We start from the raw sequence: 24,769 nt of genomic DNA, 5'->3' as shown, positions 1-24,769 counted from the left end.
AGATCAGTCCTTCTTGGACGGAACGACGCGCAGCCCCAATTCGCGCAGCTGTGCCGGGGTTGCCGGCGCCGGGGCGTTCATCAAGAGGTCCTGCGCCTGCTGGTTCATCGGGAACAGCGAGATTTCGCGCAGGTTCTTCGCGCCGACGAGCAGCATGACGACGCGGTCGATGCCGAAGGCGCAGCCGCCGTGCGGCGGGGCACCATACTGGAAGGCGCGATAGAGGCCGCCGAAGCGCTCTTCCACGTCCGCCTGGCTGAGGCCGACCTTCTCGAAGGCCTTGACCATCAGTTCCGGCGACTGGTTACGGATCGAACCCGAGGCGATTTCGAAGCCGTTGCAGACCGCGTCGTACTGATAGGCCTTCAGCTCCAGCGGATCCTTGCTGTCGAAGGCCTCGAGACCGCCCTGCGGCATGGAGAAGGGGTTGTGCGCGAAGTCGATCTTCTTTTCGTCTTCGTTGTACTCGTAGAACGGGAAGTCGACGATCCAGCACATCTCGAAGCGGTCGCGGTCGACGAGGTTCAGTTCCTCGCCGGCGCGGGTGCGGGCTTCGCCGGCAAACTTGTAGAACTTGGCCGGGTCGCCGGCGACGAAGAAGCAGGCGTCGCCGTCTTCGAGACCGAGCTGCGTGCGGATGGACTCGGTGCGCTCTTCGCCGATGTTCTTGGCAAGCGGACCGGCGCCTTCAAGCTTCTCGCCTTCCTTGCGCCAGAAGATGTAGCCGAGGCCGGGCTGGCCAGTCGACTGCGCCCAGGCATTCATGCGGTCGCAGAATGCACGGGAGCCGCCGGTTTTGGCCGGGATCGCCCAGACCTGAACCTTCGGGTTCGACGCGATCATGTTCGCGAAGACCTTGAAGCCGGAGCCGGCGAAGTGATCGGTGACGGCCTCCATCACGATCGGGTTACGCAGGTCCGGCTTGTCGGAGCCATACTTGCGGATCGCTTCGTCATAGGGAATGCGCGGCCACGTCTTGGTGACCGGCTTGCCTTCGGCGAACTCCTCGAAGACGGCCGTCATCATCGGCTCCATCGTATCCCAGACATCTTCCTGGGTGACGAAGCTCATCTCGACGTCGAGTTGGTAGAATTCGCCCGGCAGGCGGTCAGCCCGCGGGTCTTCGTCGCGGAAGCACGGCGCGATCTGGAAGTAGCGGTCGAAACCGGCGACCATCAGGAGCTGCTTGTACTGCTGCGGGGCCTGCGGCAGGGCGAAGAACTTGCCTTCGTGAATGCGCGACGGCACGAGGAAGTCGCGGGCGCCCTCGGGCGATGAAGCCGTCAGAATCGGCGTCGTGTATTCGGCAAAGCCGGCCTCACCCATGCCCTTGCGCATGGAGGAGATGATCTGCGTGCGCTTGACGATATTCTTGTGCAGCGTCTCGCGGCGAAGGTCGATGAAGCGGTACTTCAGGCGCACGTCTTCCGGATATTCCGGCTCGCCGAAGACCGGCAGCGGCAGTTCCTTGGCGGCGGAAAGCACTTCGATTTCCTGCGCGTAAAGCTCTATCTCGCCGGTCGGCATGCCCTTGTTGACCGTGTCTTCGGTGCGGGCCTTGACGAGGCCGTCAATGCGGATCACCCATTCGCCGCGCACGGTCTCGGCCAGCTTGAAGGCCGGACTATCGGGGTCTGCGACGACTTGGGTGATGCCATAGTGGTCGCGCAGGTCGATGAAGAGCACGCCGCCATGATCGCGGACGCGATGAACCCAGCCGGAAAGACGAACGGCCTGGCCGACGTCGGACTTGCGGAGGGCGGCGCAGGTGTGGCTGCGGTAAGGGTGCATTGTTCTATCCTGGAATGCGCTTGAGCTCGGCTCGCAAAGCGGTGCCGCACTTCTTGAAAATCGGCCGGAAAAGCGCATGGCCGGCCCGATTTGTCAAGGCTTGGGCATGGCTGCGCGCGCGTACCGGCGATGCTCCGCGCCTTGCCGCGGCATTCTCCATTTCGGCGAAGCCTGCCCGGCGGGCTGCTACGGAGCTTCGATCGGCAAATCGGACAACGGCAGGTTAACGGCGCTTTGCCTTTTGATTCACCATGTTGCTCCACCCGAATTTAAGCGATGCGGTAGAGTATCGGGCGGCTGCATGATGCAGCTCAAACAAGAAGAAGGGCAATGATATGCTTGAACTCCCTATGCTGACGCCGCTGATCATCATTTCGGTCGCCGTGTATTTCTTTTTCCGCTGGGTCGTCTTCGACATGAACCGCCAGTAAGGCCGGCGCGAGGGCCGCATACGGCCTTACCCTCCCTTCGCAGCCGATCGATCGGTTGATTTCAGGCCCGATCGGTCGGCTGCACTCCAAAATTCTTCCCGATGTCACTTCCGGCCTGTCATACGGCTGCATCCGCCTGTAGTAATCGCCTGCGACGCAAAGCGCATTGCGATTCCCTCCTGTGGCGGCCCCATGAGCCAGATCCGTCTCCTCGTTCCCCTTCTCGTAACCGCCGGCATCCTGATCGGCGGCAACGGCCTGCAGGGAACCTTCATCTCGCTGCGCGCGTCGCACGAAGGCTTCTCCACTTCGCTAATCGGCCTTGTGGGGGCCGGCTACAACATCGGATTTGCCGTCGGCTGCATCTACGTCACCCGCATCCTGCGGGCGATCGGCCACATCCGCACCTTCTCGGCGATGGCGGCAATCGCATCGGCCTCGTCGATCTCGATGCTGCTGGTCATCGACCCGACGTTCTGGTTCTTCATGCGGCTGCTGTCGGGCCTGTGCTTTGCCAGCCTGTTCGCCACGGTGGAAAGCTGGCTGAACGCCAGCGTCACCAATGCCAACCGCGCGCGCACGCTGTCGGTCTATCGCCTGGTGGATCTCGGCTCGGTGACGGCGGCGCAGTACCTCATTCCGGGCGTCGGCATCGGTGGCTTCCAGCTCTTCGCCATCATCTCCATGGCGCTGACACTCTCGCTCGTCCCGATCTCGCTTGCCGACCGCTCGAGCCCGATTGCGCCGGAATCGATCCGCTTCGACGTCAAGAAGCTATGGAACATCTCGCCGCTGGCGACGATCGGCTGCATCGTCGTCGGCCTGACGAATGCGGCGTTCCGATCGCTCGGGCCGATCTACGGCCAGGAGATCGGGATGTCGGTGACGGCAATCGCCAGTTTCATGAGCGCGGGCATCATCGGCGGCGTCGTGCTGCAATATCCGCTCGGCCTTTATTCGGACAAGCTGGACCGCCGCGTCATCATCCTCTTCGCCACATTCGGCGCGACGGCCGCAGCCCTCTTCCTGGCCATCTATGCCGGGAGTGACGAGTGGCTGAACATGGCCGGCATCTTCGTCTTCGGGGCCTTCGCCATGCCGCTCTATTCGCTGTGTTCGGCGCACGCCAACGACCACGCCGGCGAAGGAGAGCACGCGCTGGTGTCGGCGGGCATGCTGTTCTTCTGGTCTATCGGCGCGATCATCGGCCCGCTCTTCGCCTCGGTGCTGCTCGATATGTTCGGCCCGGGCTCGCTGTTCACCTACACCGCCGTCGTCATGGTGATCTTCATGGCCTATACCGTTGTGCGCATGACCGCCCGGCCGGGCGTGCCCGCGGAACAGCGGCACGGACGCTTCCGCAACCTGCTGCGCACGTCCGCCTTCTTCAACAAGCTCGCAGGGGACAACCGCAACGGCGAAGAGCGCTGATTTGTCGCCGCGCGGTCCTTGCATGATCGCATTGATGAGCGGGGATATCAGGTTTAAGGAGGTCGCCAATTCCACCTCCGGAGCCGTCATGCCGATCGACCGCCGCACCCTCATCAAAGGTTCAGCCCTTGCCGCCGCTGCCTTCGGCGCGGGCATGATGCTGCCGCTGGCGCGACGCGCCGCTGCCGGCAGCCCGCTTAATCTCGTCGCCCATGACGGCAGCGCGACGATCGACGGTCAGAATATCACCGAGCGCACGATGTCCTACAGGCTGGGCGAGAAGAGCAATCCCCGCGACGGCCTGCCGCCGGTATTGCGGATGCGCAAGGGCGAGGCGTTCGCCGCCCGCCTCGTCAACCGGCTGAAGGAGCCGACCACAGTTCACTGGCACGGTCTTCGCATCGCAAATGCCATGGACGGGGTGCCGGAAATGACGCAGCCCTATGTCTATCCCGGCGACACGTTCGACTATCGCTTCACGCCGCCCGATGCCGGCACGTTCTGGTATCATCCGCACTGCAACACGCTTGAGCAGATGGGACGCGGCATGACGGGTGTCATCGTCGTGGATAATCCGCAAGACCCAACGTTCGATGCCGAGATCGTGCTGAACCTGCGCGACTGGAGGCTCGGCGGCGACGGGCAGTTCATCGAACAGTTCAAGCCCCGGGATGCCGCCAGAAGCGGCACCTACGGCACGGTGCGCACCACCAACTGGCACAAGGAACCGGTCTACGACGCGCCGGCCGGAGGGCTGGTGCGTCTTCGCATTGCCGCCACGGACGTCACCCGCATCTACCGGCTGGGACTGGAGGGCGGCGCGGCAAAGATCGTCGCACTCGACGGCAACCCGCTGGAAGCCCCCTTCCCGCTCGAGCTCTTTGACGTGGGCCCCGGCCAGCGCATGGAGCTGGTGGTGCGCATGCCGGATGGCGAGGGTGAAACCGTCAGGCTCCTCAACCTGCGCGGCAGCACGCCCTGGACGGTCGCCTCGCTGCGTGCCACCGGCGCCAGCCGGAAGGGCGACCTCGGCGACGTCACCCCCCTTCCCGCCAATGAGGTTCCTGTCGCCGACCCGAAGGCGGAGATCATTCCGCTCGATTTCACCGCGACTGCCGAACACGGCGCGCGCGCCAGCATCTGCGGGTCGCTCGGCTACACCTTCTGGGCGATCAATCGCGTCGCCTGGCCGGGCGATACGCCAGACCGGATAGCACCGCTTGCCGAACTGAAACTCGGCAGGAGCTACATCTTCCGCATGGCGAACCGGACCCCGCACGCCCACCCCATCCACCTGCACGGCCTGAGCTTCCGTGCGGTGGCCTCCAACCAGCCGCGGCTTCTGGGCCACCCGACGGACACAATCCTGTTGCAACCTGACGAAACCGCCGACCTTGCATTCGTAGCCGACAACCCCGGCGAATGGCTGCTCCATTGCCATATCATCGAACACCAGAAGGCCGGGATGAGCAGCTATGTTCGCATAAGCTGACACCGGCTGTCAGTTTTCGATTGTGGCGAAATGGTGGAGCGGCTAAACCATCATGACGTGAACCCGGCCGCCATTCGAGCAAATTTGATGCATATCATCGAGACCACCGCTGCGCTGGCAGAAGCCTGCGCCCTGCTTGCAAAATCCGAATATATGACGATCGACACGGAGTTTCTCCGCGAGACGACGTTCTGGCCGGAGCTCTGCCTGATCCAGATGGCCGGCCCCGAGACAGCGGTGATCGTCGATCCGATGGCGAAAGGGATCGACCTTGCGCCGTTCTTCGCGCTGATGGCCGATACCAGCGTGGTCAAGGTTTTCCATGCCGCCCGGCAGGACCTCGAGATCATCTACAACCTCGGTAAGCTGATCCCGCATCCGATCTTCGATACGCAGGTCGCCGCCATGGTCTGCGGCTTCGGCGACAGCGTTTCCTACGACCAGTTGGTGCAGAAAACGAAGGGCGTGCAGATCGACAAATCCTCGCGCTTTACCGACTGGAGTCGCCGGCCGCTGACGGACAAGCAGCTGGAGTATGCCCTTGCCGACGTCACCCACCTGCGCGACGTCTACCAGTTCCTCAAGGCCAAGCTTGAGCAGGAAGACCGCACGCTTTGGGTCACCGAGGAGATGGCGGTGCTGGAGGCTCCCGGCACCTATGACATTCATCCGGACGATGCCTGGAAGCGATTGAAACTCAGGGTCAAGAAGCCCGTCGAACTGGTCGTGCTGCAGAAGGTCGCCGCATGGCGCGAACGCGAGGCCCGGTCGCGCAACGTGCCGCGCTCGCGTATCCTGAAAGACGACACGATCTACGAGATCGCCCAGCAGCAGCCCGCGGATGCCGAGGCGCTTGGACGGTTGCGCACGATCCCGAAGGGATGGGAACGCTCGCAGTCCGGCTCGGCCCTTCTGGAGGCAATCAAGGAAGCGCTGGCAATTCCGAAGACGGAGCTTCCCAAGCTGCCACGCCAGCCGCAGGTGCCGGAGGGTGCCGCCGCCGCCAGCGAAATGCTGAAGGTGCTGCTCAAGCTCGTCGCTGAAAAACAGGGTGTTGCCGCCAAGATCATCGCCAACAGCGACGATCTGGAAAAGATCGCCATCGACGGCGAAAATGCCGAGGTCGCCGCCCTGCACGGCTGGCGCCGCGACCTGTTCGGCAACGTGGCCCTGGACCTGATCGGCGGCAAGGTGGCGCTGCGCTTCGTCAACAGGAAGATCGAAGCCGTCGAGCTCTGATCCGGCCCATCTGCACGGACCGCCTTCGCAACACGGAAGGCGGTCTCCGACAGGTAAGGCATCGCCGGCGCATGCCGCGTCGTCCGATTCGCGCAGGCGCTCTTTCAGCGTTCTGCACATTTCCCGATCTTGAAATGCCCGGCTGCTTTCGCCGAAACATGCGTTAGAATGGCATCATGGCCATTGCCGAACCCTTTACGATTTCGACCATCGTGCTGCCTGACGGCGGACGGATCGGAATCAGCCATATCCCCGGACGCAGCGGTGCTCCCGACCATGACATCGCAGCCATCGCCGAATGGGGCGCTGCCGTCGTCCTCTCCATGACCGACATGGCGGAAATGCAGGTCTGCGACTGCGCGGATCTGGGTGAACGGCTGTCCGGGCGGTCGATTGCATGGTTTCACGTCCCCGTCCACGACCTCGGCGGGCCAGGCGCTGCGAGCCTGGAGAAATGGGCCGGCATAGCGCCGGCGCTGCACGCGATCCTGGACGGCGGCGGCGCCGTGCTCGTTCACTGCCATGGCGGACACGGCCGCGCTGGAATGGCGGCGTTGCGACTCCTCGTCGAGCGCGGCTGGCAGCCGGACCAGGCGCTTCGCCACATCCGGTCGGTGCGGCCCGGCGCGGTGCAGACCGAACGCCAGTATCGTTGGGCGGCATCTGCGGCCGGCTAGCCGGTGCCTGACGGCGGGGAACGGCTCACCGATCGGCAGATGGTTCCGGCAACCGAAGCGACCGCCGTGGACGGTCACCAAACCTTCAACCAACTGTCAAGCACCGGTCACAGCGGGTCCCTATCGACTGGGCCGCAATGCAAACCCATGGGGGATGTTTGATGACCAAATTCTTGCTGACCACCGCCGCCGTTGCCCTCGTCATGTGCGGGCAGGCTTCCGCCGAGGAGAAGGCCTTTACGGCCACGCTCAAGGCGCACGCGATCCTGCCGGCGAACACGATCATCGCCGCACCCGGCGATGCCGCCGACTATCTGAAGACGTCGGGCAAGTTCACCACTGCTGACCGCAAGCGCGCCGAAGGCCTCGGCACGGTGCCCGGCAAGGACGGCGTGCGCACCACCGGCCTCTCTCTGCCCTTCGATGGCCAGCCGATGCAGGGCTTCTCCGGGATCAAGATCATGGCGGACGGCACGTTCTGGACACTGTCCGACAACGGTTTCGGAGCCAAGCTCAACTCTACCGATGCAATGCTGATGCTGCACAACGTCCGTTTCGACTGGGACAATGGCAAGCTGGAAGCGGTCAGGACGGTCTTCCTGTCCGATCCGGACCGGAAGGCACCGTTCCCGATCGCCATGGAGGGTGCTGCCACCCGTTATCTCACCGGTGCTGACTTCGATGTGGAATCGATCCAGCCGGTCGCAGACGGCTTCTGGATCGGCGAGGAGTTCGGTCCCTACATCCTGAAGTTCGATCGCGACGGCAAGCTGACCGACGTCGTTGCCACCCAGGTCGACGGCCAGACGCTGATGTCGCCCGACCATCCGACGCTGACGCTGCAGGCCGATCCCTCGAAGCCGACGCCGGCTTTCAAGCTCAAGCGCTCCGGCGGCTATGAGGGGCTTGCCATGTCGAAAGACGGCAGCAAGCTCTATGGGCTTCTGGAGGGCCCGTTGTGGACCGATAGCGAAACCGTCGAGCAGGCAGAGGGTCGCCCGGCGTTGCGCATTGTCGAATTCGACGTCGCGACGAAGACCTGGACCGGCCGCAGCTGGCTCTATCCGCTCGCGGAAGGCGGCGAGGCGATCGGCGACTTCAACATGCTGGACGACAAGACCGCACTGGTGATCGAACGCGACAACGGGGCAGGCACAATCGACAAGGCCTGTGCCGACCCGAAGGATCCGAAGGCAGACTGCTTCGCCGTTCCTTCCAAGGTGAAGCGGATCTACAAGATCGAGATGAGCGAAGAAAACGTCGGCAAGGCCGTGCGCAAGATCGGCTACATCGACCTGCTGAAGATTGCGGACCCCGACAACAAGAGGCGCCAGGGCGGCGGCGACGGTTATTATGACATGCCGTTCGTGACGATCGAGAACGTCGATCGGGTGGACGAGACCCACATCGTGGTCGGCAACGACAACAACCTGCCGTTCTCCGCCGGCCGCGCGCTCGACAAGGCCGATGACAACGAGTTCGTGCTGCTCGAAGTCGGCGAATTCCTGAAGGCGGAGTGAGCGTGAACGCCGAATGTTCAGACGACGATCCCCGCGCCGACGGCGCGGGGATCGTCCGCTTGTCCCGCGCTTACCGTCTCAGAGCAGGAAGTCGCCCTTGTCGAGCTTCAGGGCGCTGTCGATATGAATGGCGAAGTCGGCCTTGCCGTCGCCGTTGGTGTCGCCATAGACGTAGGTATCGGCCTTCTTCTTCTCGTAGCGCAGTTCGCCTGATTTCTTGGAGAAGTCCTTCGTGCCGATGAAGGCGAAGTCCTGGTCGCCGGAAGCCTTGGTCTTCGCATCGATATCGGACACGTCGATCCGGTCGCCCTGCTTCTTGGAGAAATCGAGGATCGTGTCGCGGCCGGAGGCCTTGACCGTGCTGTCGGAGGCCTTCTTGAAGATGAAGGTATCCTTTCCGGCACCGCCGAGAAGTTCGTCGCGGCCGGCGCCACCGTAGAGCTTGTCATCGCCTGAACCGCCGTAGAGCTTGTCCGCTCCGCCGCCGCCGTTCAGCGTGTCCTTGCCGCCGCCGCCGGTGATCGCGTCGGCGAACTTGGTGCCTGTTATCGTGTCGTTGCCGGAAAGGATCAGCTCGAGGGCGTCGGGTCCATCGTCCTCGAACGTGGAGCTGAAGGTCTTGGCGGACATCTTCAGATCGGTGATGGACAGCAGCATCTTGCCACCCTCGACATGCTTCAGGCCGGTGACCGTGCCCGACTTGAGGCCGAATATCTCGCCGTCCTCGAAAATGTATTTGAGGCCTGTCCCCTTCAGTTCGGTGTAGTTCTTGCCGTCGGCGAACATCTTGAAGCCCTTGGAATTGGGCGTGGTGGTGTTGTCGTAGTCGAGAATATCGAGATCGTAGAAATTGCCGAAATTGAAGCCCTTGCTTTTGCCCATGCTGCCGAGCGTGATCTTAGCCATGAATAATGCCCCTTGAATGCACTGCGGCAGACCTGTGCTGCCGTGGCGCAACGTAAGGGCGAGACGTTAACGCGGCTCTACACCGGCGGTTAAAACACAAGCGTATGTGCTTATTTTTTCAAAGGAAACGCGACTTCGAACGGGCGCTCATGCCGGGGTTTCAGCAGCCAGCTTCCTTCTGATGCCGGAAAGCCAGCACGTGGACGGCGTCGTCCCGGGCCCGCAGCGCCCCGAACGCCCTCCGCACCGCCCTATCCCGCCACGAACGCGATCTTGAGCCCCGTGAGCTTGGCAAGCTGCTGCAGCCGGCCCTCCAGGCGCTCGCCGGCGAAGTCGGCATAGGTCGCGGGGACGACGAATTCGAGGTCCAGTTCCGGCGCGACCGCCTTGCGGATCGACAGGTTGCGCACCACGCCGGGCATGGAGGCGGAAAAGAGGTAGACGACACGCAGAAGTCCGCCGAGCAGCTTGGCGAGCATCAGCATGCGCGGCGTTGCGATCGCCGCCAGCGGACCGGAGGCGCCGTCGTCGTAGAGCCCTTCGAAACGATAGTAGTTCGCAAGGGCGATGTAGGCGCGGCCGGAATGGGTGATGCCGGTGAAGGTGCCGTGCGCAATGATGTTGAGCGCCTGCAGACCACGGTAGTCGGGGTGGGCGCGCCAGCTGATGTCAGCGAGAAGGCAGGCGGCCTGGCGGTATCGCGCCTCCTGCTCGGTCTCCTCGATGCCGAAAAGCGGCATGGTCTGGCCGGTCCAGTCGGCAAGTTCGCGGGCGTGCTCGGGCGAACGGGCACGCAGGATCGCCAGTTCCTCGGCCGCGGCCAGCAGCGGATCGCGCTGCTTTTCCTGTTCCGGCAGCAACGAATAGAGATAGCCCTCGCGCACGCCCTGCGACGAAAACGACACCCTGGCCGGCCGCATCAGCGCGATCGCTTCCTGCATGGCCACGGCGCCGAAGGGAAGAAGGTTGCGGCGGTTCTTGGAGATGGTGGCGTAGGCGGGATCCTTCGTGTCCTTGCTGGTGACAACGTAGGTCAGGAAGTCCATCGCTTCCTCGAAGGAAACCTCGTAGCCCTGCATCATGTGCAGCGGATAGTTCTTTACTTCCATGTGCAGCTTGGCGATCGAGCGCCAGGTGCCGCCGACGGCATAGAAGGTACGCCCCTGCCCGCGCTTGAGGAGCCCCGCCGTCTTCAGATGCTTGCGGGCGATGGTGCGCGCCTGGGCGACGGAACCTGTGGAGGCTTCCGACAGGCGGATGCCGCCCAGCGGCAGGGTCAGTCCTGTCCCGATCGTATCGCCTGCAACATCCACGACTTCCAGCGAGCCCCCGCCGAGGTCGCCGACGATGCCGTCGGGGTCATGGAAGCCGCTGATGATGCCGAGTGCGGAAAAATAGGCTTCCTCGTCACCGGTCAGAACCCGAACCTTGTGCTCGAGGATTTCCTCCGCGCGCGCGATGAAATCCGGGCCGTTTTCCGCTTCGCGCGCTGCTGCAGTCGCAAGCGCATACATCCGGTTGGCGCGGGCCTGATGGGAGAGAGCCTTGAAACGATGAAGCGCGGCCAGCGCCCGTTCCACGCTCGCATCGTCCATGCGACCGGTCTTCGCCAGCCCCCTGCCGAGCCCGCACATGACCTTCTCGTTGAAGAGAATGGCAGGCGCCCGGATCATCCCCTCGTAGATGACGAGACGTATGGAGTTCGACCCGATATCGACGACCGATACCGGGGCGATGCCGGGCAGGCGCCCCTGCGCTTCAGATTCAACCATGCAAATCCAATTTTACCGTTTGCGCTGGCTCTTCCAGCCGGCAATCGCCTTCGGCGCGCTCGACTTGAGGGCCTCCCCCCGCCCTGACAGGCTCGGGTTGGTCATGAAATAATGCTGCGCATTGAACGGCTCGGTCCCCTGCGGCACCTGCATGCGCCGCGAAGTTCCATCCGAAAGGATCTCATAGCTCTGCTGGTTATCGATCAGATTGCCCAGCATGATCTGCGATAGAACCTGTTCATGCACAGTGCGGTTGGTCAACGGAACCAGCGTTTCGACGCGCCGGTCCAAGTTACGCGGCATCATGTCCGCCGAGCCTATATAGACGAGCGCCTTCTCGGAGGGAAGCCCGTGACCATTGCCGAAACAGAAGATGCGGGAATGCTCCAGGAAGCGGCCGACGATCGACTTGACCCGGATGTTGTCCGACAGGCCAGCCACCTGCGGACGCAGGCAGCAGATGCCGCGCACGACGAGATCGACCTCGACGCCCGCCTGGCTGGCACGATAGAGCGCGTCTATGATGTCCGGATCGACAAGCGAGTTCATCTTCATCCAGATCGCCGACGGCGCGCCGTTGCGGGCATGCTCGATCTCGTTTTCGATGTTGCGCAGGATGCGCGGACGCAAGGTATGCGGCGAAATCGCGATCTGCATGTCGGCTTCGGGCTCGCCGTAGCCGGTGATGAAGTTGAAGATGTTCGCCATGTCGTGGGCGATCAACGGGTTGCAGGTGAAGAACGACAGGTCGGTGTAGATCTTCGCGGTGACCGGGTGGTAGTTGCCGGTACCGAGATGGCAGTAGCTGCGCAACCTGCCCTCCTCGCGGCGGACCACGAGCGACATCTTTGCGTGCGTCTTCAATTCGATGAAGCCGAAGACAACCTGTACGCCGGCGCGTTCCAGGTCGCGCGCCCAGCGGATGTTGGCCTCTTCGTCAAATCGCGCCTTGAGCTCCACCAGTGCCGTCACCGACTTGCCGGCCTCGGCGGCGTCGATCAGCGCGCGTACGATCGGGCTGTCGTTGGAGGTGCGGTAGAGCGTCTGCTTTATCGCCACGACCTCAGGATCGCGCGCAGCCTGGAGAAGAAACTGGACCACCACGTCGAAGGACTCGTAGGGGTGGTGGACGACCATGTCTTTTTCGCGGATGGCGGCGAAGCAATCGCCGGCGTGCTCGCGGACGCGCTCGGGAAATCGCGCATTGTAGGGCTCGAAGCGCAGGTCGTTGCGCGGGGCCTTGGTGATCTCCGACAGCGTGTTGAGCGCGAGCAATCCCGGCAGGACGGCAACGCGGTTTTCCGGTACGCCGAGTTCGTTCACGACGAAATGGCGCAACGATTCCGGCATTTCGGAATCGGTCTCGATACGGATCACCGAACCGCGGCGGCGGCGCTTCAGAGCGGTTTCGAAGAAGCGGACGAGATCCTCGGCCTCTTCCTCAACCTCGATATCGCTGTCGCGGATGATGCGGAACGTACCGGAGCCCTGCACCTCGTAGCCGGGGAACAGCCTGTCGATGAAGAGGCTGACGGCGTCCTCCAGCGTGATGTAGCGAATGACTGCGCCATCGTCCGGCAGCCGGATGAAACGGTCCAGCGCGGGCGGCAGGCGCAGCAGTGCCGTCATCGGCTCGCGATCGCGCTTGTGGACCAGCTGCAGCCCCATCGAGAAGCCTAGGTTGGGGATGAAGGGGAACGGATGCGCCGGGTCGATGGAAAGAGGCGTCAGCACCGGGAAGATCGACTGCTCGAACTCCTGGGCGAGCCAGCTGCGGTCGTCGCCCTTCAGGGCGGTTGGCCGGATGATGACGATGTCTTCCTTGGCGAGATACTGCTGCAGCACGGCCAGCGAAGCCTGCTGCTCCATCTGCAGGTTGTCGATTTCCTTCAGGATATCGTCCAGCTGCTCGGCCGAGGTCTTGCCGTCCGGGCTGCGTATGGCAATCCCCTGGCGGACCTGCCCCTCCAGGCCGGCGACCCGGACCATGAAGAACTCGTCGAGGTTCGCCGCCGAGATCGACAGGAAGCGCACGCGCTCGAGCAGCGGATGGGCGGTGTTGAGGGTTTCCTCGAGAACGCGGCGATTGAACTGAAGCCACGAGAACTCGCGGTTCACGAAGCGTTCGGGGCTCTTCATCAACTCCGTGAGAGCCTGCGCATTGTCGAATTCCAGCGGCTCTTCTGCGCTCTCGTTTTTCGTCGGTACTGCATCCATGTCCATAACCGCCCCGTTGTTTTTGTTCAGGCTGTTAGCGCAGTTTGACGACGGTTCTATGACAGTCAATCCCCGAGGTCGGGGCTATCCCCCTCGGCCATCTGGCCGAGCACCTCCTGTGCTAGCGCTCGCGTGATGCGACTGCCGCGCGCCAGCGCCAGCCTGTCGAGGCGGTCCACAACCTTTTGCGCGGCATCGAGGGACCGTTCCATCCGCGCGACCATGTAGGCGACGAGGCGGTCGTCCACGAAAAGCTGGCGGTCGGCGAAGAGTTTGACGATCACTTGCGACAGAAGCTCGTCGTCGGGCTCGCCGATCTCCACCACCGTCGCAGCCTTGAGACGCGAGCGCAGGTCCGGCAGTTCAACCGGCCAGGACATCGGCCAAAGGCGCGAGGTCATCAGAAGGGTGTTGCCGTTCTGGCGGACGTTGTTGATGACATGGAAGAGCGAACGGTCGTCAAAGCCGCACCGGTCGGCATCCTCGAACAGCACCGGGCCTGCGGCCGCCATCTCTTCCGCCCCCTCGCCTTCCAGCGGGCGGATTTCGGCAGCGCCCGAACGCTCGCGCCAGATCGAGGCGAGATGCGTCTTGCCCGAACCGATCGGGCCGGCCAGGATCACCACCGGCGACGGCCAGTTCGGCCAGGCATCGACGACGGAGACAGCGGCGCTCAGCGGATCGGATATCAGCAGGTCGTCGCGACCTGACGAGGAAACGTGCTGGAACTCCAGCGGTAGCTGTTCTGCTGGTTTGGGCGATTTCATGTGATACTCGGCTACGGCTTGCGAACGGAAGGTGTTTCCTTCTTCCGGACGGCGGGCGGATTGCCCTGACCGTGATAGACGTCGCTGTCAAGGTAGCGCTGAAGGCCGAAACGGACAAGCACGCCGATCGCAGCGGAGGCGGGAACCGCCACCAGCAGGCCGACGAAGCCGAACAGGGCGCCGAAGGCGAACAGCGCGAACATCAGCCAAACCGGGTGGAGGCCGACCTGCTTTCCCACGAGCTTCGGCTGCAGGATGTTGCCCTCGATGAACTGCCCGGAGAAGAAGATCGCGAGCACGGCGCCGATCCACAGGTAGTCCGGCCAGAACTGAACGATGGCGACGCCGACCGAGAGAACGAGCCCCACCATCGAGCCCACATACGGCACGAAGCTGATCATGCCGGCGAAGAGGCCGATCAGCAGGCCGAAGTTCAGTCCGACGGATGTCAGCCCAACGCCGTAATACAGGCCGAGAATGATGCAGATCGAACCCTGCCCGCGGACAAAGCCGGCGATGGCGGTGTTCATCTCGGTTGCGATCTGGCGGACGGTCGTGACGTGCTGGCGCGGAATCCAACTGTCGACCTTGGCGATCATCCGGTCCCAGTCGAGCAGCAGGTAGAAGGCGACGACGGGGGTCACGATGAGCAGCGAGGCGATGTCGACGAGCGCAAGCCCGGAATTCCAGATCTGCTTGAAGACAGTGCCGAGCAGCCCGGCACCTTCGGCTAGGACGCTGCCGAAGCCCTGCTTGATCGTGCCCATCTGGCTGCTGATCCAGGGCGGCAGGATATCGGGGTTGAAGCTCGTAACCAGTTCCTGCAACTGGGTGATGTAACCGGGCAGCTTGGAGAAGAGATCGGAGGCCTGCGTCGCCAGAAGCGGGATGATGATCATCAGCGAAAGGGCAAACAGGATGACGAAGGCGACGAGGATGAAGACCGTCGCCATGGTGCGGCTGAGGCCGAAGCGCTCCAGCCTGTCGGCGACCGGATCGAGGAAATAGGCGAGCGCCATGCCGGCGACGAAAGGCAGCAGGATCGAGCTGAAGATCATCAAGAACAGCACGAGGCCGGCCAGCGCGATCAGCCAGAAGATGACCTGCCGCTTCAGCCCGGCACCGCTGACATGGCCGGAAACCTGGCCAGGGGCCGCGCTGCGATGTACTGTTTCGTGACCCTTCACGACCGCCCTACCCTGACTGAAACGCATCCTGATGTTGAAATAGGCTGCACTGGAGAGAATGGTCAAGGTCGCGGCGGGTAAATCGACGGCGTGCTTTCGGGATGCGGCCTTCGGGCCGGCAAAAACGTTAAAAAAGCCGGGCGATCCGGGCATTGCGCTTGCACTTGCGGCCCCGACGTGCCAATCGGGCGCAATTGCCAGAAAGCGGAGAGCGGACGATGAGCCAGTCTGACAGAAACGGCCTGACCTACAGCGATGCGGGCGTCGATATCGACGCGGGCAACCTGCTGGTCGAGAAGATCAAGCCGGCCGTACGCTCCACCCGCCGCCCCGGCGCCGACGGCGAGATCGGCGGCTTCGGCGGCCTGTTCGACCTGAAAGCGGCAGGTTTTTCCGATCCGGTTCTGGTCGCCGCCAATGACGGCGTCGGCACCAAGCTGAAGATCGCAATCGACGCCGACAAACACGACACCGTCGGCATCGACCTCGTCGCCATGTGCGTCAACGACCTCGTGGTGCAGGGTGCGGAGCCGCTGTTCTTCCTCGACTATTTCGCCACCGGCAAGCTCGATCCCGACCAGGGTGCGGCGATCGTCGGCGGCATCGCCGAGGGCTGCCGCCAGGCCGGCTGCGCGCTGATCGGCGGGGAAACCGCCGAGATGCCGGGCATGTATGCCGGCGGCGACTACGACCTCGCGGGCTTTGCCGTGGGTGCCGCCGAGCGCGGCAAGCTTTTGCCGGCCGGCGACATCGCGGAAGGCGACGTGATCCTGGGCCTTGCCTCCTCCGGCGTCCACTCCAACGGCTATTCGCTGGTGCGCAAGATCGTGGCACTGTCCGGGCTTGCCTGGGACGCCCCCGCCCCGTTTACTGAAGGCAAGACGCTGGCCGAAGCGCTGATGACACCGACAAAGATCTATGTGAAGCCGCTTCTGAAAGCGATCCGCGAGACCGGTGCGATCAAGGCGCTGGCGCACATCACCGGCGGCGGCTTCCCGGAAAACATTCCGCGCGTGTTGCCGAAGCACCTCGCAGCCGAGATCGACCTCGACGCCGTGAAGGCGCCCTCCGTCTTTTCCTGGCTGTCGAAGACCGGCGGGGTCGCCGCGACCGAAATGCTGCGCACCTTCAACTGCGGCGTCGGCATGATCGCCGTCGTTTCGGCGAATGACGTCGAGCGCGTCAGTGCGGTGCTTGCGGCCGAAGGCGAAACCGTCCTCACGCTCGGCCGCATGGTCGCCCGCACGGAACGCGCGTCCGGCACCAGCTACAAGGGCACGCTCGCCCTATGAGTTCAGGCGTCACCCGCAAGCGCGTCGTCGCCTTCGTCTCCGGCAGCGGCTCCAACATGGTCAAGCTTGCCGACAGCTGCGCGGCGCCGGACTTCCCGGCCGAGATCGTCGCCGTCTTTTCCGACAAGCCGGACGCAGGCGGACTTGCCAAGGCAAAGGCGCGGGGCATTCCGACCTTCGCCTTCGCCCGCAAGGATTTCGCCTCGAAGGAGGCGCACGAGGAGGCGATCCTCGCCGAACTCGACCGCCAGCGCCCCGACATCGTCTGCCTCGCAGGCTACATGCGCCTGCTTTCGGGCCGCTTCATTTCCCGCTACGAAGGCAGGATCCTCAACATCCACCCCTCGCTGCTGCCGCTCTTCCCCGGCCTCGACACCCATCGCCGCGCCATCGAGGCCGGCATGAAGCTCGCCGGCTGCACGGTGCACTTCGTCACGGAAGGCATGGACGAGGGCCCGCAGATCGTCCAGGCGGCAGTACCTGTGCTTTCAGGCGACACGCCCGGCGATCTTGCAGCGCGGGTGCTGACGGTGGAGCACCGGGCCTATCCGCTGGCGCTGAAGCTGTTTGCCGAAGGCAAGGTGAGGATGGAAGGCGGCAAGGCGGTGGCGGTCGATGCGCCGGCAGGCGAATCCACGGGATCGCTCATCGTTCCGAACCGTTAGATCCCCTGGTCACCGGAATCCCCGGCTGGCATTCAAAGAGCCGAGATCCGGTTGCGGCCGGCCCGTTTCGACAGATAAAGCCCCTCATCGGCGCGTTTCAGTACATCGCTGGAAAACCGATCCGGCCGACCGAACTCGCTGATGCCGCCGCTGATCGTCGATTCATAGCGCACGTTCTCCCTCAGGATGATGGGAACACGTTCGCGCAGCCGCTCGGCAATTTCCAACGCGTCGCCGCGATGGGTGCCGGGCATCACGACCACGAATTCGTCTCCGCCGAAACGGGCAATCACATCGCTCTGGCGCAGATGCTGGCGGCACAGGCGCGCAATTTCCACGAGGGCCGCGTCACCTGCGTGATGCCCCATCTCGTCATTGAGCCGTTTGAAATTGTCGAGATCGAAGACGAGGACAGAAGTCTGAGACCTTTCCCGCTCAAAGATCGCCAGCTGGTGATCCAAGGTCTCCATCAGCTTCCGTCGGTTGTACAGCCCGGTCAGGGCGTCCGTTTCGCTGAGTTGGCGCAGCTTTTTCTGAACGTCGTTCTTGTCGGTGATGTTGCTCGCCACCCAGACGACGGCAGCCTCGCCCTCCACCTGGAAACTCAACGCCTGGATGCGGCCTTCGAACCAGATGGAATGACTGGGGCCGTCGCCGGCTCCCTTGACGTCGCTGCCGCTGAGTTCGTATTCGACGATATGGAGTACACCGCTTTCCAGCGCCTTTTCAATTTCGTCAGCAAACCACTGAGCCTTCTCCTCCTTCAGCACTTCAAACATGCTGCGCCCGACAAGGGCGCTACCGTCATGATAGTGCCGGAGGTCCTTCCCTCCGAATACCGCTGCATAGCGGCCACTGCGCGTGAGGATGAATGCGGGGTCCGGGAGGGAGGAAAGGATTGAAACCAATTGCTGTTGCGAAAACACGATACCACTTTCCGGCGTTACCTACCGACACGGCCCTGCCCAAAACACTTGCATGTGCCGTGGCACACGCGCGCATTTCACTTGCAAGTCAGCCTCCCGGTTCCTCCTAATTGCCACAACGGCATTTCACTTTTCTAAATGCATAGCTCCCGGAAAGCGGCAGGCATTCTTGACCGACGGAGTGAGGCAAACCTGCGGTGGAACGTGCCACTGCCCTTGATGTCCAGCTCCGATACGGCTTGAACGAAGACAGCCTGTCTTCAGTCGCGTACCAGAAACTGCGCGAGCTGACCCGTCACATCAAGCTTCGGCTGCGCCCGAACAACAGGCCAAAGCGCTACTTCCGCTGCAACAGCGCCCACTGCACCAGCATGATCGTCTTGCCGTCGCAGATCTCGCCGGTCTCAATCATGCGGGCCGCCTCGTCGAGACCGATTTCGACGACCTCGATGTCCTCGTGCTCATGGTCGGCGCCGCCGCCGTTGCCCTCGCGCACCGAGGCATCGATCTCGGCTGCGAAGAAGTGGACGAGTTCGGTGACCGCGCCCGGGCTCATGAAGGCGCGGAACAGCGATTTCACCTCGCCGATCCGGTAGCCGGTCTCCTCCATCACCTCGCGGCGGATGGCGTCGGCCGGATGGTCGCCGTCGAGCAGGCCCGCAGGCGTCTCCAGCAGCCAGCCGGAATCGCCGTTCTGATAGGCGGGCATTCGGAACTGGCGCACGAGGATGATCGTATCGCGCTTCCGGTCGTGCAGCAGGATCGTCGCGCCGTTTCCGCGGTCGTAGACCTCGCGCTCGAGGCGGACGGTGTGGCCGTCCGAGCCGGTGTAGTCGAAGGTCACCTTGCGCAGGTGGTACCAGTTGTCGGATAGGGTTTCGTCTGAGACGACCTCGATCTTCGCGTCGCGAAACTTCGTCATGAAACCTCTTTTTCGAGCCAGACGCGGTTATCGTGCAGGGCAGCGCCGCCATAGGGCGCGACGGGATCGGCGCCGGTCAGCACGTTGATGCCCTCGCCGTCGAGATGGGCATCGTTCGGCCAGATGCCCTCGCAGATCAGCACGCCCGGCTTGCCCTCGCCCGTCACCTTCGCATGCAGGCGGATCTCGCCGCGGACGTTGCCAATCTTGACGACGTCGCCGTCGCCGATTCCTCGGGACTGGGCGTCTTCGGGATGGATCATCACTTCCGGCCGGCCCTCGCGGTCGCGCGACCACTTCATCTCTGTGAAGCTCGAATTCAGGTAGGTGCGGGCTGGCGGGGTGGCCAGGCGGAAGGGATGGTCGGCGTCCGCCACCTCGATCACCTCGACATAGTCCGGAAAGTCCGGCAGTGCGGCGTGCGGGCCGAGCGGGCCGATCGATGCCGGCGGCCGGTTCGGGGCGGGCGTTGCCGTCCAGTCGGGGCGAAAGCGGAATTTTCCGTCCGGATGGCCAAAGCCCTTCCGGTAGTGCGCAGTCTCGAAGTCCGGCTGGCAATCGATCCACTTCGCCGCGGCCAGACCGTCATAGTCGATCTCGTAATGCGGCAGCATGCGGGTAATGTGCTCGCGCTCCGAAAGGCCGAAGCCAGGCATGTTCGATACGCCGAGGCGCCGCGCCAGCTCGTCGATGACGAAGAGATTGGTGCGCACGGTCGCAGGCGGCTCGACGAGCTTGGGCCCGAGCAGGATGTGCTGGTGGCCACCGCCGCGATAGAGGTCGTCGTGCTCGACGAACATGGTGGCCGGCAGGACGATGTCGGCGAGCTTGGCGGTATCGGTCATGAACTGCTCGTGGACCGCGACGAAGAGGTCGTCGCGCAGAAAACCCTGTTTCACCAGCCGCTGCTCGGGCGCAATGCTGGCCGGGTTGGTGTTCTGGATCAGCATGGCCGTCACCGGTCCGCGATGACGCAGTGCCACCGGATCGCCGGTGAGCACGCGGCCGATCTGCGACTGGTCGAGCTCGCGGATGTCGGGATCGATCATGTCGAGGCCCATCAGCTCGCGCTTGTCGAGCCGGTAGATACCGCCATTGTTGTGGAAGGCGCCGCCGCCCTCGTGCTGCCAGGAGCCGAGCACGGTCGCGACCGAGCAGGCGGCGTGCATGGAGACGGAGCCGTTGCGGCTGCGGGTGAAGCCGTAGCCAAGGCGGAAGAACGTGCGCTTCGTCTCGCCTACGAGCCGGGCGAATGCCTCGATCTCCTCGACCGAAAGCCCGGTGATCGCGGCCGCCCATTCCGGCCCGCGCGAGGCCAGATGCGCCTCCAGGCCGGCCGGGTCGTCGGCAAACTCTGCCATATAGGCACGGTCGGCATGGCCGTCGCGAAAGGCGGTGTGCATGACGGCACAGGCGAGTGCCGCGTCCGTGCCAGGGCGCAGCTTCAGCGCCATGTCGGCCTGCTTCATCGTCGGATTGTCGTAGATGTCGATGACGACGAGCTTCGCGCCCCGCTCCTTGCGGGCCTTCACCGCATGGGTCATGACGTTGACCTGGGTGGCGACCGCGTTCGTGCCCCAGATGACGACGCAGTCGGCCTTGGCCATCTCGCGCGGGTCGGGACCGGTGAGGCTGCCGGTGCCCATCACGTAGCCGGTCCAGGCCGTGTTGGTGCAAATGCTGTCGAAGAAGCCGGAATAGCGCTTGGCATGGCGCAGGCGGTCGATCGAATCGCGCTGCACCTGCCCCATCGTGCCGGCATAGTAGTAGGGCCAGACGGCCGCGCTTCCGTGCGCCTGCTCGGCCTTGACGAAGGCGTTCGCGATCTCGTCCAGCGCGTCTTCCCAGGCGACCTCCTGCCAGCCGCCCCCGCCCTTTTCGCCCGTGCGGCGCAGCGGCTTCATCAGCCGGTCCGGGTGGTAGAGCCGGTCGGCATAGCGGGCAACCTTGGCGCAGATCACGCCTGCCGTGTAGCTGTTGTCGGCGCTGCCACGCACCTTGCCGATACGCCCGTCGGCGCCGATCTCGATGTCGAGCGCGCAGGCGGAGGGACAGTCATGCGGACAGACCGAGTGGCCGGTCCGGGATTTGCCGAGATTGGGGGTCGCAACGTTCATGGCATTTGTATATTGCAGGGTGGCAGCGCCAAGAAGGCATAAAATTCTCCCATCGCAACAATTGATGGGCGCATCACGGAAACTTCGATGAACTACCGCCACATCTACCATGCAGGCAACTTCGCCGACGTGCTCAAGCATGCGGTGCTGGCACGGCTCGTCACCTACATGAAGGCCAAGGACAAGGCATTCCGGCTGCTCGACACGCATGCCGGGCTCGGCCTCTACGACCTGTCGAGCGAAGAGGCGCAGAAGACCGGGGAATGGCGCGACGGCATCGGCCGGCTGCTGGACGGCGACCTGCCGGAGGAGATTGCGGCGCTGCTCGCCCCCTATATCGACGCGGTGAAGGCGCTCAATCCCGGCGGCGGCATCCGCCTCTATCCCGGCTCGCCGAAGCTTGCGCGCATGCTGTTCCGTCCGCAGGACCGGCTGTCGGCGATGGAATTGCACCCCGACGACTACGAAAGCCTGCACCGCCTGTTCGACGGGGATTTCCAGAGCCGCGTCACCCATCTGGACGGCTGGCTGGCGCTCGGCGGGCACCTGCCGCCGAAGGAAAAGCGCGGCATCGTCCTGGTCGACCCGCCCTTCGAGATCGAGGGCGAGTACGAGCGGCTGACCGACGGGCTCGCCAAGGCCTGGCGGCGGTTCCCGGGCGGCGTATACTGCCTCTGGTACCCCTTGAAAAAGGGCGCGCCGATCACCGAATTTCACAAGGCGCTGAAGGAGCTTGGCATCCCCAAGATGCTCTGCGCCGAGCTTTCCGTGAAGAGCGACCGCGAGACGACGGGGCTGACGGGCTCCGGTCTGATCGTCGTCAACCCGCCGTTCACGCTGAAGGAGGAGCTTGGCCGCCTGCTGCCTTACCTCAAGGAAAAGCTGCGGCAGGACCGCTTCGCCTCCTCCCGCTGCTTCTGGATTACCGGCGAGAACCAGGCCGCCTCTTGACCAAGGGCCACACCGGAACGCAATCTTCGCTTCGGGCAAGGGCTGCAACAGCGCGGTTTTGCAGCCGGGACGGAACGCATTGCGGCGACCGGCCCGACCCGGGGACCGCCGGAGGGGACTATGACCGTCGCTAGAACCGCAGGCATCGCCGCCTGGATCGCCGCCGCATTTTGCGCCACGCCTTTGTCGTCCGCCGACTATGAGACCGGGGCGCGTCCGCACCCTGCCTATGCCTCCGGCATCCCTGCCGGTGCATGCACCGATCCGGGCGTGCTGCGCTTCATTACCGGCCGCTTCGAATACAAGGCGGCCAACTACATCCGGCAGAACCTGTCGATCTACGAGATCGGCAAGATGCAGCTCAGCCGCTACGAGCCGTTCAACGACTACATGTCCTCCGTCCAGCGGGAATACTGCGTCGCCTCTGCGACGCTGACGGACGGCAGCCGCCGCCCGCTTCTCTACGTGATCGAGACGCCATGGGGCTTTGCCGGCGTCGGACGCAACATCGAATTCTGCATTCCGGGGCTCGACCCCTGGTATGTGTATGGCGATTCCTGTGATTCGCTTCGCTAGACGACCGTGACATCCAAGACCTCGCCTCTCCGGCGCCGCCGCGGCTGCCTTGCTCCGCTTCTGATTGCCCTGCCGCTCGCGCTTGCCGGTTGCAGCGACGACCAGTCCCGCCCTGCCGACGCCAAGCCACCTGTGCAGACAGGCGGCGTGACGCAGGCCACGACACAGTCTGCCACACAGGCCACACAGAAGGCGGCGCAGGCCGAAAGCGAACGACAGGGCAGTTTTCCCACATCCCTTCCCACGGGGAACGGCTTCGATTTCTACGTGCTGTCGCTCTCCTGGTCGCCAACCTGGTGCATGGACAACGACTCATCGGGCCAGGGCGACCAATGCCGCGCGGGCCGCAATGCCGGCTTCATCGTGCACGGCCTGTGGCCGCAGAACGAGCGCGGCTATCCCGAATTCTGCCCAACGCGGGAGTCCGACCGCGTCCCCGCCTCTCTCGGCCGCAACTATCTCGACATCATCCCGAGCATGGGGTTGATCGGCCACCAGTGGCGCAAGCACGGCAGTTGTTCGGGTCTGTCGCAGCGCGACTACCTCGCCACGACCCGCGCCGCCTTCGAGCGCCTTGTGCTCCCGGACACGCTGGAGGAGGCGACCGGCAACCGCACAGGCCCGGCAGCGATAGAGGGGGCGCTCGTCGAAGCCAATCCCGGCCTTACGGAACACGGCATCGCCGTCACCTGCGACGGCGGGCGGCTGGACGAGATCCGCATCTGCATGACGCGCGACCTGAATTTCCGCGATTGCCCGGAGGTGGACCGTGCCGCCTGCCGGGCCAAGACGATTACCCAACCGCCAATCCGCTAGCGACACATCCGGAGACCAACTTTGAAGATCTTCTATTCCGTCACCTCGCCCTATTCGACGAAGGTCCGCATGGCCGCGCATTATGCCGGCCTCGATGCCGAGCATGTCTCGACCGATACAAATGCCGACCCGGCCGAGTTGATCGCCGCCAATCCGCTGGGCAAGATCCCGACGCTTTTGACCGACGAAGGGCTGGCGATCTACGACAGTCGCGCCATCATGCATTTCATCGACCGCGAGACCGGCCGCAAGCTTTACCCGCGCGCTGCCGCCAAGCGCACGGAAGCCGATGTGCTCGAGGCGACTGCGGACGGCGTGTGCGACTGCCTGCTGGCGATCGTCTACGAACGGCGCACACGGCCGGACGACAAGATCCACCAGCCCTGGATCGACCGGCAGTGGGCGAAGGTAGAGCGCGCGCTCGACCACCTGGAAAAGACAATGCCGCGGCTCGGCAAGATGCCGCATGGCGGCCACTTCGCGCTGGCCGCCATGCTGCGCTACATCGAACTGCGCTTCGCCGGCCAATGGCAGAAGGGCCGCCCGAAGCTGAAGCGGTATCTCTCGCGGTTCGAGGCGGTGTTTCCGGACTTTGCCAAGTTCAAGGATTGAGGGCGCTGCGGCGCCATTATCAGGCCTGTTTGCTTTGTCTCACCGCGCAGACGCGCGGTGACTGGATGCCGGATCAAGTCCGGCAGGACGGAGATATGAAGGCAGCGCCTCTTGCACTTCCAGAGTGCATCACCACAATCGGCCTGTGAAGGGGTATGTCTCCTGTGAAGGGGTATGTCTCCTGTGAAGGGGTATGTCTACAGTCTCGCGTCCAGGCACAAGGGAACGCGTTAAATCCAGACTGGGTGACTGCTCACTATTTGCATGGCATCTGAATCTGGATGGCATTTATGGTGCCCAGTGGCTTCACTTGTCTCCGACAACCGCGTGCGCGGCAACCTCCTTGCATCCGTCATGCCGGACTTGATCCGGCATCCATCCACGGAGCCTCGGCGCAGCGAACAATGCTCCCGTTTCGCGCCAGCATAATGGAGCCAGCGTGCGGAATGCGCAAAGACAAAG

Annotated in this window: 20 protein-coding genes; 11 read left to right on the top strand and 9 right to left on the bottom strand. The window is 63.7% G+C overall.

Translation table 11 applies throughout. The features are described from left to right. Positions 1-3: 3 nt before the first annotated feature. The gene (gene aspS, locus HV823_RS03945) at positions 4-1,791 is read right to left on the bottom strand and encodes an aspartate--tRNA ligase (protein ID WP_176948429.1); all 1,788 of its coding nucleotides are present in this window, start codon (positions 1,789-1,791) and stop codon (positions 4-6) included. A gap of 623 nt (positions 1,792-2,414) precedes the next feature. Here aspS and HV823_RS03940 point away from each other — a divergent pair. From HV823_RS03940 to HV823_RS03920, 5 genes are all read left to right on the top strand, one after another. Beyond that, positions 2,415-3,653, top strand: a complete 1,239-nt coding sequence (locus HV823_RS03940; RefSeq protein ID WP_176948428.1) for an MFS transporter — start codon at positions 2,415-2,417, stop codon at positions 3,651-3,653. Positions 3,654-3,741: 88 nt separating this feature from the next. Beyond that, entirely contained in the window at positions 3,742-5,145 is a 1,404-nt protein-coding gene (locus HV823_RS03935; protein ID WP_176948682.1) for a multicopper oxidase family protein, read from the top strand. 93 nt (positions 5,146-5,238) lie between these two features. Beyond that, positions 5,239-6,384 carry a ribonuclease D gene (rnd, locus tag HV823_RS03930; RefSeq protein WP_176948681.1) on the top strand — a complete coding sequence of 382 codons (1,146 nt, stop codon included), beginning with the start codon at positions 5,239-5,241 and terminating at the stop codon, positions 6,382-6,384. Between the two features lie 176 nt (positions 6,385-6,560). Continuing rightward, entirely contained in the window at positions 6,561-7,061 is a 501-nt protein-coding gene (locus HV823_RS03925; protein WP_176948427.1) for a phosphatase domain-containing putative toxin, read from the top strand. 161 nt (positions 7,062-7,222) lie between these two features. Then, positions 7,223-8,581: an esterase-like activity of phytase family protein gene (locus HV823_RS03920; protein WP_176948426.1), complete on the top strand. Its 1,359-nt coding sequence runs from the start codon at positions 7,223-7,225 to the stop codon at positions 8,579-8,581. Between the two features lie 78 nt (positions 8,582-8,659). Here the strand turns inward: HV823_RS03920 and HV823_RS27015 are convergent, their stop codons facing one another. From HV823_RS27015 to HV823_RS03895, 5 genes are all read right to left on the bottom strand, one after another. Continuing rightward, the gene (locus HV823_RS27015; RefSeq protein WP_176948425.1) at positions 8,660-9,487 is read right to left on the bottom strand and encodes a M10 family metallopeptidase C-terminal domain-containing protein; all 828 of its coding nucleotides are present in this window, start codon (positions 9,485-9,487) and stop codon (positions 8,660-8,662) included. Between the two features lie 251 nt (positions 9,488-9,738). Beyond that, positions 9,739-11,259, bottom strand: coding sequence for an exopolyphosphatase (ppx, locus tag HV823_RS03910; protein ID WP_176948424.1), 1,521 nt, complete (start codon positions 11,257-11,259; stop codon positions 9,739-9,741). 12 nt (positions 11,260-11,271) lie between these two features. Continuing rightward, entirely contained in the window at positions 11,272-13,476 is a 2,205-nt protein-coding gene (locus HV823_RS03905) for an RNA degradosome polyphosphate kinase (protein ID WP_176948680.1), read from the bottom strand. 65 nt (positions 13,477-13,541) lie between these two features. Continuing rightward, on the bottom strand, positions 13,542-14,243 hold the full coding sequence (gene hdaA / locus HV823_RS03900) for a DnaA regulatory inactivator HdaA (RefSeq protein WP_176948423.1): 702 nt from the start codon (positions 14,241-14,243) through the stop codon (positions 13,542-13,544). A gap of 11 nt (positions 14,244-14,254) precedes the next feature. Continuing rightward, a complete protein-coding gene (locus tag HV823_RS03895) occupies positions 14,255-15,457 on the bottom strand; it encodes an AI-2E family transporter (RefSeq protein ID WP_176948679.1) in 1,203 nt (400 codons plus the stop codon). Positions 15,458-15,648: 191 nt separating this feature from the next. Between HV823_RS03895 and purM the strand changes: the two genes are divergently transcribed. Both purM and purN read left to right on the top strand, forming a co-directional pair. Then, positions 15,649-16,722 (top strand): phosphoribosylformylglycinamidine cyclo-ligase, encoded by a 1,074-nt coding sequence (purM, locus tag HV823_RS03890; protein WP_176948422.1) that lies wholly within the window; start codon positions 15,649-15,651, stop codon positions 16,720-16,722. Then, on the top strand, positions 16,719-17,387 hold the full coding sequence (gene purN, locus HV823_RS03885; protein ID WP_176948421.1) for a phosphoribosylglycinamide formyltransferase: 669 nt from the start codon (positions 16,719-16,721) through the stop codon (positions 17,385-17,387). Before purM ends, purN begins: the two co-directional genes overlap by 4 nt. Positions 17,388-17,419: 32 nt before the next feature. On the opposite strand, the gene HV823_RS03880 is transcribed toward purN, so the two are convergent. The 3 genes from HV823_RS03880 to HV823_RS03870 form a co-directional block, all read right to left on the bottom strand. Next, positions 17,420-18,313, bottom strand: coding sequence for a diguanylate cyclase (locus tag HV823_RS03880; RefSeq protein ID WP_176948420.1), 894 nt, complete (start codon positions 18,311-18,313; stop codon positions 17,420-17,422). A gap of 337 nt (positions 18,314-18,650) precedes the next feature. Next, on the bottom strand, positions 18,651-19,235 hold the full coding sequence (locus tag HV823_RS03875) for an NUDIX domain-containing protein (RefSeq protein WP_176948419.1): 585 nt from the start codon (positions 19,233-19,235) through the stop codon (positions 18,651-18,653). Then, positions 19,232-21,352, bottom strand: a complete 2,121-nt coding sequence (locus HV823_RS03870) for a molybdopterin-containing oxidoreductase family protein (RefSeq protein ID WP_176948418.1) — start codon at positions 21,350-21,352, stop codon at positions 19,232-19,234. Before HV823_RS03870 ends, HV823_RS03875 begins: the two co-directional genes overlap by 4 nt. 87 nt (positions 21,353-21,439) lie before the next feature. Between HV823_RS03870 and HV823_RS03865 the strand changes: the two genes are divergently transcribed. The 4 genes from HV823_RS03865 (at position 21,440) to HV823_RS03850 (ending at position 24,307) form a co-directional block, all read left to right on the top strand. Then, the gene (locus tag HV823_RS03865; RefSeq protein WP_176948417.1) at positions 21,440-22,303 is read left to right on the top strand and encodes a 23S rRNA (adenine(2030)-N(6))-methyltransferase RlmJ; all 864 of its coding nucleotides are present in this window, start codon (positions 21,440-21,442) and stop codon (positions 22,301-22,303) included. 120 nt (positions 22,304-22,423) lie between these two features. Further along, positions 22,424-22,879 (top strand): hypothetical protein, encoded by a 456-nt coding sequence (locus HV823_RS03860; RefSeq protein ID WP_176948416.1) that lies wholly within the window; start codon positions 22,424-22,426, stop codon positions 22,877-22,879. Between the two features lie 6 nt (positions 22,880-22,885). Continuing rightward, a complete protein-coding gene (locus HV823_RS03855) occupies positions 22,886-23,695 on the top strand; it encodes a ribonuclease T2 family protein (RefSeq protein ID WP_176948415.1) in 810 nt (269 codons plus the stop codon). A gap of 21 nt (positions 23,696-23,716) precedes the next feature. Then, complete coding sequence (locus tag HV823_RS03850) at positions 23,717-24,307, top strand: glutathione S-transferase (RefSeq protein ID WP_176948414.1); 591 nt, start codon at positions 23,717-23,719, stop codon at positions 24,305-24,307. Positions 24,308-24,769: the final 462 nt, after the last annotated feature.

Source organism: Mycoplana rhizolycopersici (assembly GCF_013378445.1).
Lineage (GTDB): Bacteria > Pseudomonadota > Alphaproteobacteria > Rhizobiales > Rhizobiaceae > Mycoplana > Mycoplana rhizolycopersici.
This window is presented reverse-complemented; position numbering and strand designations above follow the sequence as displayed.